Annotated in this window: 8 protein-coding genes; 3 read left to right on the top strand and 5 right to left on the bottom strand. The window is 65.6% G+C overall.

The window, feature by feature from the left end:
- Positions 1–446: 446 nt before the first annotated feature.
- From ACN20X_RS07365 to ACN20X_RS07355, 3 genes are all read left to right on the top strand, one after another.
- Positions 447–3365 (top strand): ribonucleoside-diphosphate reductase subunit alpha, encoded by a 2919-nt coding sequence (locus tag ACN20X_RS07365; protein ID WP_016448001.1) that lies wholly within the window; start codon positions 447–449, stop codon positions 3363–3365.
- Between the two features lie 206 nt (positions 3366–3571).
- Positions 3572–4666, top strand: a complete 1095-nt coding sequence (locus ACN20X_RS07360) for a ribonucleotide-diphosphate reductase subunit beta (RefSeq protein WP_016448002.1) — start codon at positions 3572–3574, stop codon at positions 4664–4666.
- 177 nt (positions 4667–4843) lie between these two features.
- The gene (locus ACN20X_RS07355; protein WP_267178914.1) at positions 4844–5803 is read left to right on the top strand and encodes a hypothetical protein; all 960 of its coding nucleotides are present in this window, start codon (positions 4844–4846) and stop codon (positions 5801–5803) included.
- A gap of 97 nt (positions 5804–5900) precedes the next feature.
- On the opposite strand, the gene ACN20X_RS07350 is transcribed toward ACN20X_RS07355, so the two are convergent.
- The 5 genes from ACN20X_RS07350 to accB all read right to left on the bottom strand — a co-directional run bounded on the left by ACN20X_RS07350 (position 5901) and on the right by accB (position 11191).
- Positions 5901–6803: a carbohydrate kinase family protein gene (locus ACN20X_RS07350; protein ID WP_016448004.1), complete on the bottom strand. Its 903-nt coding sequence runs from the start codon at positions 6801–6803 to the stop codon at positions 5901–5903.
- 34 nt (positions 6804–6837) lie between these two features.
- Positions 6838–8178, bottom strand: a complete 1341-nt coding sequence (locus ACN20X_RS07345) for a DUF3426 domain-containing protein (RefSeq protein ID WP_473210403.1) — start codon at positions 8176–8178, stop codon at positions 6838–6840.
- A 75-nt stretch (positions 8179–8253) separates the two neighbouring features.
- Complete coding sequence (gene prmA, locus ACN20X_RS07340) at positions 8254–9144, bottom strand: 50S ribosomal protein L11 methyltransferase (protein WP_047217452.1); 891 nt, start codon at positions 9142–9144, stop codon at positions 8254–8256.
- A gap of 85 nt (positions 9145–9229) precedes the next feature.
- Positions 9230–10594 (bottom strand): acetyl-CoA carboxylase biotin carboxylase subunit, encoded by a 1365-nt coding sequence (gene accC / locus ACN20X_RS07335; RefSeq protein WP_016448007.1) that lies wholly within the window; start codon positions 10592–10594, stop codon positions 9230–9232.
- Positions 10595–10726: 132 nt separating this feature from the next.
- Positions 10727–11191 (bottom strand): acetyl-CoA carboxylase biotin carboxyl carrier protein, encoded by a 465-nt coding sequence (accB, locus tag ACN20X_RS07330; RefSeq protein WP_016448008.1) that lies wholly within the window; start codon positions 11189–11191, stop codon positions 10727–10729.
- Positions 11192–11251: the final 60 nt, after the last annotated feature.

Here is an 11251-nt window from a genome sequence, read left to right as displayed (position 1 = left end):
CAGAAAGCAACCCATGTGGCGCGCAGGCGCACGCCGGGCCGGCCTGATCTTTTTTTACAAATTCACGCATGTGTCGCAGCCCCACTGTTCATGGGGCTTTCGGCGGTCCGACCGGCGCAGCGGCAAGGCTGTAGCGGCTTGCGACAGGCCATCGCCCGCCAGCCACCGCGCAGCGGTGATCTGCTGCTATGGGCTTGCATGCTGGGCACTGTTTTGGCGCAGCGCAAACAGCGGTTTTCCGGCCGTGAGTACCCCGTGTACATGAGACGGCGATACACTACAGGTAGTGCCTGAGAGCACGCCGGACACCATATCTAGTGTTCACAAGCTGTGCACACCCTGTGAAAACGGTGTGCACATCCGGCCATCGATTCCATATCCCAGCAAGCCTGCCCCCAGTGCAGGTCCGCGTCCGTTCTATCCACAAACACCCGTTGAGGAAACTCATGCAAGAAGCACTGAATTCTTTGGCTCCCGCTGCGCACGGTGATGCTGCCAATCCTTCCTCCGCCCATCACCTGTCCGTGCAGGACGGCTACCAGATCATCCGCCGCAGCGGCGACGTGGTGCCCTTCACCCCGCAAAAGATCGCCGTCGCGCTGACCAAGGCCTTCCTGGCCGTGCGCGGCGCCCAGGGCGCTGCCTCCGCCAGCGTGCGCGAGACCGTGGACGAGCTCACCCAGGCCGTGGTGCGCGCCCTGCTGCGCTCGCGTCCGGGCGGCGGCACCTTCCATATTGAAGACGTGCAGGACCAGGTCGAGCTGGGCCTGATGCGCGGCGGCCACCACGACGTGGCGCGCGCCTACGTGCTGTACCGCGACCGCCGCAACCAGGAGCGTGCCGAGCAGAAGAAGGCCGCCGAGGCCGCTGCCGCCGCTGCGGCCGCGCCCGCCCCCGTGCTGCATGTGACCGACAACGGCCAGCGCGTTCCTCTGGACCAGGCCCGCCTGCTGGCCCTGATCGAGGCCTCCTGCCGCAACCTCAATGCCGACATCCAGGCCGCGCCCATCGTTGCCGAGACGCTGCGCAACCTGTACGACGGCGTGCCGATCGAAGAAGTCTTCAAGGCCTCCATCCTGGCCGCGCGCACGCTGATCGAAAAGGACCCCGACTACACCTACGTCACCGCCCGCCTGCTGCTGCACACCATCGTGCGCGAGGTCATGGGCCATGACGTGCAGCCTGCCGACATCCAGTCGGCCTACGCCGCCTACTTCCCCGGCTTCATCCAGAAGGGCGTGGACAACGAGCTGCTCAACCCCGAGCTGCTGAACTACGACCTGCCCCGCCTGGCTGCCGCCCTCAAGGCCGAACGCGACCAGCAGTTCGACTACCTGGGCCTGCAGACCCTGTATGACCGCTACTTCCTGCACGTGCGCAAGACGCGCATCGAGCTGCCCCAGTCCTTCTTCATGCGCGTGGCCATGGGCCTGGCGCTGCAGGAAGAGGACCGCAACGCGCGCGCCATCGAGTTCTACGAACTGCTGTCTTCCTTCGACTTCATGAGCAGCACGCCCACGCTGTTCAACAGCGGCACGCTGCGCTCGCAGCTGTCTTCGTGCTACCTGACCACGGTGCCCGACGATCTGGACGGCATCTATGAGTCGATCAAGGAAAACGCCCTGCTGTCCAAGTTCGCCGGTGGCCTGGGCAACGACTGGACGCGCGTGCGCGCCCTGGGTTCGCGCATCAAGGGCACGAACGGCGAGTCGCAGGGCGTGGTGCCCTTCCTCAAGGTGGTCAACGACACGGCCGTGGCCGTGAACCAGGGCGGCAAGCGCAAGGGCGCCGTCTGCACGTACCTGGAGACCTGGCACCTGGACATCGAGGAATTCCTCGAGCTGCGCAAGAACACGGGCGACGACCGCCGCCGCACGCACGACATGAACACGGCGAACTGGATTCCCGACCTGTTCATGAAGCGCGTCATGGAAAAGGGCCAGTGGACCCTGTTCTCGCCCTCCGATGTCGGCGACCTGCACGACCTCTTCGGCGCAGCCTTCGAGCGCGCCTACACGGCCTACGAAACCAAGGCCGACACCGGCGAACTCAAGCTGTTCAAGCGCATCCCGGCCGTGGACCTGTGGCGCAAGATGCTGTCCATGCTGTTCGAGACCGGCCACCCCTGGGTCACCTTCAAGGACCCCTGCAACGTGCGCTCGCCCCAGCAGCACGCCGGCGTGGTGCACTCGTCCAACCTGTGCACCGAGATCACGCTGAACACCAGCGACACCGAGACCGCCGTCTGCAACCTGGGCTCGGTCAACCTGGCGCGCCACATCACCAACGGCGCCATCGACCACGGCAAGCTGCGCAAGACCATCACCACGGCCATGCGCATGCTGGACAACGTGATCGACATCAACTACTACGCCGTGCAGAAGGCCAAGGACTCCAACCTGCGCCATCGCCCCGTGGGCCTGGGCCTGATGGGCTTCCAGGATGCGCTCTATGAAATGCGCATCGCCTACGCCAGCGACGCGGCCGTCGAGTTCGCCGACCAGTCGATGGAAGCCATCTGCTACTACGCCTACTGGGCCTCCACCGAACTGGCCAGGGAACGCGGCCAGTACTCCAGCTACAAGGGCTCGCTGTGGGACCAGGGCATCCTGCCGCTGGACACGCTGAACCTGCTGGAGAAGGCCCGCGGCGGCTACGTGGAAGTGGACCGTTCCTCGCGCCTGGACTGGGATGCGCTGCGCGCCAAGATCGGCCAGCACGGCATGCGCAACTCCAACTGCGTGGCCATCGCGCCCACGGCGACCATCTCCAACATCGTCGGCGTCGATGCCTCCATCGAGCCTTCGTTCGGCAACCTGTCGGTCAAGTCCAACCTGTCCGGCGAGTTCACCGTCATCAACCAGTACCTGGTGCGCGACCTGAAGCGCCTGGGCCTGTGGGACGACGTGATGGTCATGGACCTCAAGCATTTCGACGGCTCGCTGCGCCCCATCGACCGCGTGCCCCAGGACGTCAAGAACCTGTACGCCACCGCCTTCGAGGTCGAGCCCACCTGGCTGGTCGAGGCCGCTGCACGCCGCCAGAAGTGGATCGACCAGGCCCAGAGCCTGAACATCTACATGGCCGGCGCCTCGGGCAAGAAGCTGGACGACACCTACAAGCTGGCCTGGCTGCGTGGCCTGAAGACCACCTACTACCTGCGCACCACCAGCGCCACCAACATCGAGAAGTCCACGGTGCAAAGCCGCGTGCTCAACGCAGTGCCCACGGCTGCCGCCCAGCCCGCTGCCGTGAGCACCTCCAGCGCCCTGGAAGCCGCGGCAGCCGCCGCACGCGCCCAGGCCCCGGCGACGGACATCAAGTTCTGCGCCATCGACGATCCCGGCTGCGAAGCCTGCCAGTAAGCCGCGCAGCGCGGGGCCTCGCCACGGCGCAGGCCCCGCGCCCTGCCCGCCAGCCAGCGCCATGCGCAGGATCTTCGCCATGGACCTTGGGCCTGCTCAACATGCCAGGCCACCCATGGTCCTACATTGACCGGAGCAGAAAGAGAGGCCTCTTTCGCACCGAATGAACTGAACATATGCCTCAGGGCATGCCGGAGAAAATTGCAATGCTGACCTTTGACGACGACGCCACCCTCTCGAACACGCCGACCGGCGCAGGAGCTGCCCCCGCCACCGGCACACACCAGCGCGTCAACGCCGCCGACAAGCGAATCATCAACGCCAAGACCGACGTCAACCAGCTGGTGCCCTTCAAGTACAAGTGGGCCTGGGAAAAGTACCTGGCCACCTGCGCCAACCACTGGATGCCGCAGGAAGTGAACATGAACCGCGACATCGCCCTGTGGAAGGACCCCAACGGCCTGACCGAGGACGAGCGCCGCATCGTCAAGCGCAACCTGGGCTTCTTCGTGACGGCCGACTCGCTGGCTGCCAACAACATCGTGCTGGGCACCTACCGCCACATCACCGCACCCGAGTGCCGCCAGTTCCTGCTGCGCCAGGCCTTCGAGGAAGCCATCCACACCCACGCCTACCAGTACATCGTGGAGTCGCTGGGCCTGGATGAAGGCGAGATCTTCAACGCCTATCTCGAGGTTCCCTCCATCCGCGACAAGGACGAATTCCTGATCCCCTTCATCGAGGCGATCATGGACCCCAGCTTCAAGACCGGCACCTTCGAGACCGACCAGACGCTGCTGAAGTCGCTCATCGTTTTCGCCTGCCTGATGGAGGGCCTGTTCTTCTACGTGGGCTTCACGCAGATCCTGGCCCTGGGCCGTCAGAACAAGATGACCGGCGCTGCCGAGCAGTACCAATACATCCTGCGCGACGAGTCCATGCACTGCAACTTCGGCATCGACCTGATCAACCAGCTCAAGCTCGAAAATCCGCAGCTGTGGACACCCGAATTCAAGGAAGAAATCACGGCGCTTTTCGTCAAGGCCGTCGAGCTGGAATACCGCTACGCAGAAGACACCATGCCGCGCGGCGTGCTGGGCATGAACGCATCGATGTTCAAGGGCTACCTGCGCTACATCGCCAACCGCCGCGCCACGCAGATCGGCCTGGAGGCCCTGTTCCCGAACGAGGAAAACCCGTTCCCCTGGATGAGCGAGATGATCGATTTGAAGAAGGAACGTAACTTCTTTGAGACACGCGTCATCGAGTATCAAACCGGAGGCGCACTTTCCTGGGATTAATCGCTTCTCTGCAGGCACAATGCGAACCATGACGCGCTTCACGCTTTTGCAATACCGATGGTGTTGCGGCGTGGGGCGTCTCCGTGTTCATTGCGATGCGTCACTCCACATCGCATTGAATCGCTTCGGAGCCCCGTACCCCGAAGTGTTTTGTGCAAATCAACGAAGGAGAAGATGATGGCAACTGCGAAGAAGACGGCCTCTACCAAGGCCCCCACCGACAAGAAGACCACCGCCAAAAAGGCGGCCGCCCCCAAGGCTGAAGCCGTGAAGAAAGCCACGGCCACTGCCAAGGCAGCGCCCGCCAAGAAGGCTGCGGCTCCTGCTGCAAAGAAGGCTGCCGCTCCCGCCAAGAAGGCTGCTGCTCCTGCTGCCAAGAAGGCTGCTGCGCCTGCTGCGAAGAAGGCCGCTGCTCCCGCCAAGAAGGCTGCAGCTCCTGCTGCCAAGAAGGCCGCCGCTCCTGCCAAGAAGGCTGCTGCTCCTGCTGCAAAGAAGGCCGCTGCTCCCGCCAAGAAGGCTGCTGCTCCTGCTGCAAAGAAGGCTGCTGCTCCTGCTGCAAAGAAGGCCGCTGCTCCCGCCAAGAAGGCTGCTGCTCCTGCTGCCAAGAAGGCCGCCGCTCCCGCCAAGAAGGCTGCTGCGCCTGCTGCAAAGAAGGCCGCCGCTCCTGCCAAGAAGGCTGCTGCTCCTGCTGCAAAGAAGGCCGCAGCTCCCGCCAAGAAGGCTGCTGCGCCTGCTGCAAAGAAGGCCGCAGCTCCTGCCAAGAAGGCTGCTGCACCTGCTGCCAAGAAGGCCGCAGCGCCCGCCAAGAAGGCTGCTGCTCCTGCTGCAAAGAAGGCTGCCGCGCCTGCCAAGAAGGCTGCTGCTCCTGCCGCCAAGAAGGCTGCAGCTCCTGCGGCCAAGAAGCCCGCCGCTGCACCGGCTGCCAAGCCCGCAGCAGCACCCGCCAAGGCTGCAGCAGCTCCTGCCGCTCCCGCCAAGAAGGCTGCAGCGCCGAAGAAGGCCGCTGCTCCCAAGAAGGCCGCAGCAGCTCCCGCCGCTGCCGCGCCTGCAGCTCCCGCTGCCGCACCCGCGCCCATCGCGCAAACCCGCCTGGCACCCCAAGCCGCATGGCCCTTCCCCACAGGCAGCAAGCCCTGAGACTTCTCCGGTCTCAAAGCAAAAAGCCCGGCTCTTTCGAGTCGGGCTTTTTTCATTGCGACGATGGCGGCTGTACCGCCACCCGGCGATCACCGCCTCAGGGCTTGGCGAAGTCCAGCACGTAGTTCTGCGGGCCGCGGCTGGCAATCTTGAGCGCACCCAGGCGGTTGCCCAGTTCTGCACAACGCACCAGATCCCAGCCACGCTCCAGGCCGAACAGCAGGGCGCCACGCCACGCGTCGCCACAGCCCGTGGGGTCGACCACGGCAGCGGGCTGCACAGGCGCCACCGGGGTCTTGGTGCCTTGCACCCAGACCTCGCAGCCTTGCGCGCCCAGCGTCACCACCAGGCCCTGCACCTGCCCTGAAATCTGCTCCAGGCTCCAGCCCGTGCGCTCGCTGAGCATGCGGGCTTCATAGTCGTTCACGGCCACCCAGTCGGCCTGCTCGATGAAGCGGCGCAGATCCTGCCCGTCGAACATGGGCAGGCCCTGGCCCGGATCGAAGACGAAGGGAATGCCTGCAGCCTTGAACTGCTGGGCATGCTCGATCATGGCCTCGCGGCCATCGGGAGCGATGATGCCCACGCGCACCTGCTCCCTGAGTTCGGGCGTGATGCGGTTGCCGTGGGCCTGCATCATGGCGCCCGGGTGGAAGGCCGTGATCTGGTTGTTGTCGCGGTCGGTCATGATCATGCACTGGGCCGTGTGCGTGTCCTGCAACTGGCCGATGTGCGCCGTGTGCACGCCCAGCTCCTGCAGACGCTGCACATAGTCGGCACCGTCACTGCCCACCATGGCCATGGGCCAGGCATCGCCCCCCAGCAGCCTCAGCGCATAGGCGATGTTGCCCGCGCACCCGCCGAAATCGCGGCGCAGCGTGGGCACCAGGAAGGACACATTGAGGATGTGCAACTGGTCAGGCAGGATCTGGTCGGCAAACCTTCCGTCGAAGGTCATGATGTTGTCGAACGCAAGCGATCCGCAGATGAGAGCGGCCATGGTGTGTCTCGGCTTTCTTGAAGAGTCAGGGGAATCAGGGATAAAAAACCAGGGCGCGGTAACCGGCAACGGCGGACTCCAGGCCCTGCACTTCGACCGGGGCGGTCACGCTCCATTCGCCATGGCCCTCGATCTGCGCGGGGGCACCGAACTGGTCGAGCCGGATCACGCGCCGCAGCAGCAGCTTGTCCTGCGCATCGGTGAGCGTGAGCTCGACCGCCGGCATGGCCACGGCGAAGTCCGAGCGGTTCTCCAGGCTCAGGCTCCATTGGTACTGGCCGTTGCGCGGCAGCTGCCGAAAACCCGAACTGCCGATCACCACATCGCCGATCTGTCGGCGCGGCTGCAGCTCGCAGCCCGCCATGGCGCACAGGGTCTGCAGCGTGGGCGCCAGCGAAGGATGCTGCACGGCCAGCGCATCGCGCTGGCCCCACATCACCTGGCCTGCCAAAGCGCCCGCGCCCAGCAGGCAGCCCAGCACAAGGGCCACGCGTACGGCAGGCCGGCGCCAGAAGGCCTTGCGCCGCGCCTGACGCACAAAGCCGGGCTCGGCCTCGGCCAGCGCAGGCTGGTCGTCGCTGCCACCCTCGCCGTCGCTGTCGGGCCAGCGGGAGAACTCCGGCGAAGGCACGGATACCTGCGCCTGCCGCTCCGATTCACGGACCAGGCCCGTCGGGACGGACAGCGAAGGCGCATCGGCTTTCTGGGACGGCACGGCACCATCCACCTTGTGCGGCGATGGCGCGGAAACAGGCTTGTGTTCAGGCTCGGGCTGGGGTTCAGGCTGGGTTTCGGGCTCCAGGCCGGGCGGGGACGCCACCGCCGGCCCATGCCGCGCGTCAGGCTGGGGCTGCGCCGCTGGTGCAGCCACGGACGCCGCCAGGATCTCGTCCACCAGCGACGCGCCAGGCAGCTCGCGGCCCGGATCGTCGGCGGCAAAAGCCGAAGGGGTCTGCGCAGGCGGTGCCGTGGACGTGGACGCGGGCGCCTGCGGAGCCGCAGCTTCGGCAGGCGGCACGGCAGGCGAAGGCTCGACCCTGGCAGCAGGCGCCGTGCTTGCAGCAGTTGCCGTGGCTGCAGCCGGTGCCGGAGCACCCCGCCCCGGCAGCCCCACGGGCGCCGTCGGCAGCCACATGGACTCCCGGAATTCGCGGATGTCATCGTCCTCGAATTCCGGCCCATCGAGCGATGCCCCGCCCGCCACGGGATTGCCGGCGGCATGCGCAGGCGTGGCCGGCAGGGGCTGCAGATCCTCGGAGGCATCGAACACTTCATGGCAGACGCCGCAGCGCACCCACCCCTGCGAAATTCGCAGCTGGTCGGCCACCACTTTGAAGCGGGTTCCACAGGCAGGACAGCGGGTGACTTGGCTCATCAGCGATCGATTGTAGGCAGCTGCTCGCGGCACGCGCCATGAAGGCGGCAGCCGCGCAGGGACTCGTGGCGCAAATCAGGCCGCGCGGCGCGCGGTCATCAGGATCCAGCCATCTTCGCTGTCGGCGACTTCGAGTGCCAGGTACGGCGCGTAGGCCTGCTTGAGTTCGTCGGCCTGGCGCTCCAGGATGCCGGCCAGCACCAGGCTTCCACCCTCCGCCACGCGGGCGCACAGCAGCGGCGCCAGCACCTTGAGCGGCGTGGCCAGGATGTTGGCCAGCACGGTGCTGTATTCACCCGTCACGGCATCGGGCAGGCCGGCCTTCAACTGCACGGCGTTGGCATCGGCGTTGTAGCGCGTGGACTCCACGGCAGCCGGGTCGATGTCCACCGCGTCGATGTCGGTGGCACCGAACTTGGCCGCACCGATGGCCAGGATGCCGGAGCCGCAGCCGTAGTCCAGCGTGCGCCCCAGGCTGCCCTCGGGCTGGCGTGCGATCCAGCGCAGGCACATGCGCGTGGTCGGGTGCGTACCCGTGCCGAAGGCCAGGCCCGGGTCCAGGCGGATGCTCACGCGCGCCTGCGGCGGCAGTTCGTGCCAGGTGGGAACAATCCAGAATTCGGGGGTGATGTCCACGGGGGCGAACTGCGACTGCGTCAGGCGCACCCAGTCCTGCTCGGGCACCTGCTTGACGGCGATGATGCTGCAGCCCTCGAAGAAGTCCTGGGGCAGCAGCAGATCACGTGCCTCTTCGGCCGCTTGCTGCGTGGGGAACAGCGCCACCAGGCGGCTGCGCTGCCAGCCGTCCTTGGGTGGCGGCATGCCGGGCTCGCCGAACAGGGCCTGCTCGGCCTCGGTCTGCGCGTCGGCGTCCTCGACCGATACGCTCAGGGCGTCCAGCGCATCCAGTGCATCGCTGATGGTTTCGACCCGGTCTTCCGGGCACAGCAGACTCAACTCGAACATGGGCCCATCCTTTTCTAAGCAATCAATGAAAAATGCCGGCCGCCGTCGCCGGGGGCCAGCATGCATGGTCGATCGGGTGACCCGCTCAACGCTTGTTGGCGTTGCGGTGCGCCAGCCACTCTTCCAGATAGTGGATGTTGGTGCCGCCTTCCATGAACTTGGCGTCCACCATCAGGTCCTGGTGCAGCGGGATGTTGGTCTTGATGCCTTCGACCACGGTCTCCAGCAGCGCAGTGCGCATGCGTGCCAGCGCCTGCTCGCGCGTGTCGCCGTGAACGATGATCTTGCCGATCATGGAGTCGTAGTTCGGCGGCACGAAGTAGTTGTTGTAGACGTGCGAGTCCACGCGCACGCCCGGGCCACCGGGCGCATGCCACATGGTGATGCGGCCTGGCGAAGGCATGAAGTTGTAGGGGTCCTCGGCATTCACGCGGCATTCGATCGCATGGCCCTTGAGCTGGGCATTGATCTGGCGCTGGGTGAAAGGCAGCTTCTCGCCTGCGGCCACCATGATCTGGGTGCGAACGATGTCCACGCCCGTGATCAGTTCCGTCACCGGATGCTCCACCTGCACGCGCGTGTTCATCTCGATGAAGTAGAACTCGCCGTTTTCGTAGAGGAACTCGAAGGTGCCTGCGCCACGGTAGCCCAGCTTCTTGCAGGCTGCAGCGCAGCGCTCGCCGATCTTCTCGACCAGGCGACGGGGAATGCCGGGAGCCGGCGCTTCCTCGATGACCTTCTGGTGGCGGCGCTGCATGGAGCAGTCGCGCTCGCCCAGGTAGACGGCATTGCGATGGTTGTCGGCCAGGATCTGGATTTCCACATGGCGCGGGTTCTGCAGGAACTTCTCCATGTAGACGGCCGGATTGCCGAAGGCCGCGCCGGCCTCGGCCTTGGTCATCTGCACGGCATTGATCAGCGCCGCCTCGGTATGCACCACGCGCATGCCACGGCCACCGCCGCCGCCTGCGGCCTTGATGATCACCGGATAGCCCACGGCCTTGGCGATGCGGCGGATCTGCACCGGATCGTCGGGCAGTTCGCCGTCCGAGCCCGGCACGCAGGGCACGCCCGCCTTGATCATGGCCTGCTTGGCCGAGACCTTGTCACCCATGGTGCGGATGTTGTCGGGCGTGGGGCCAATGAAGGTGAAGCCGCTCTTTTCCACGCGCTCGGCAAAGTCGGCGTTCTCGCTGAGAAAGCCGTAGCCAGGGTGGATCGCCTCGGCGTCGGTCACCTCGGCGGCCGAGATGATGGCCGGCATGTTGAGGTAGCTCAGCGGCGAAGGAGCGGGGCCGATGCACACGGCCTCGTCGGCCAGCTTGACGTACTTTGCGTCACGGTCGGCCTCGGAATACACCATCACCGCCTTGATGCCCAGTTCACGGCAGGCGCGCTGGATGCGCAGGGCGATCTCGCCCCGGTTGGCAACCAAAATTTTCTTAAACATGAAGGTCCTCGCGGCTTGGTGCCTGCGGCGGTACGCAGGCCGAAGCCGTCAGTTGAGCCAATTGCTCTGTCGCGCCGCGGCATGCGTTCGCGCCAGGGCGTCGTGCCGCTTGCGGCATCGCTCGCCTGCAGGTTACTCGATCACGAACAGGGGCTGGCCGTACTCGACGGCCTGGCCGTTTTCACCCAGGATGCGGGTAATGGTGCCGCTCTTGTCGGCCTCGATCTCGTTGAGAATCTTCATCGCTTCGATGATGCAGATGGTCTCGCCTTCCTTGACCTGGTTGCCCACTTCCACGAAAGGCTTGCCGCCAGGGCTGGATGCGCGGTAGAAGGTGCCGACCATGGGCGACTTCACCACATGTCCCGCGACGGCTGCCTCGGCAGGGGCTGCCACGGGCGCTGCTGCAGGAGCGGCCACAGGTGCTGCCACGGGCGCAGCCATCGGAGCCTGCATGGGCGCAGCCACGTAGTGCTGCACCACGGCGCCTTCGCTCTTGACGATCCGGACCTTGCCCTCTGCTTCGGTGATCTCCAGTTCCGACACGTTCGATTCGGACACCAGATCAATGAGGGTCTTGAGTTTTCGCAAATCCATGGGAGCTCCAGCGGCTAACAACTAAATAGGGCGCGAATTTACTCCAATTTCGCCCTTCTG

It is taken from the genome of Delftia sp. PX-1 (assembly GCF_055797465.1).
The sequence above is the reverse complement of the archived record's forward strand: the minus strand, read 5'-3'. Positions and strand labels throughout refer to the sequence as shown.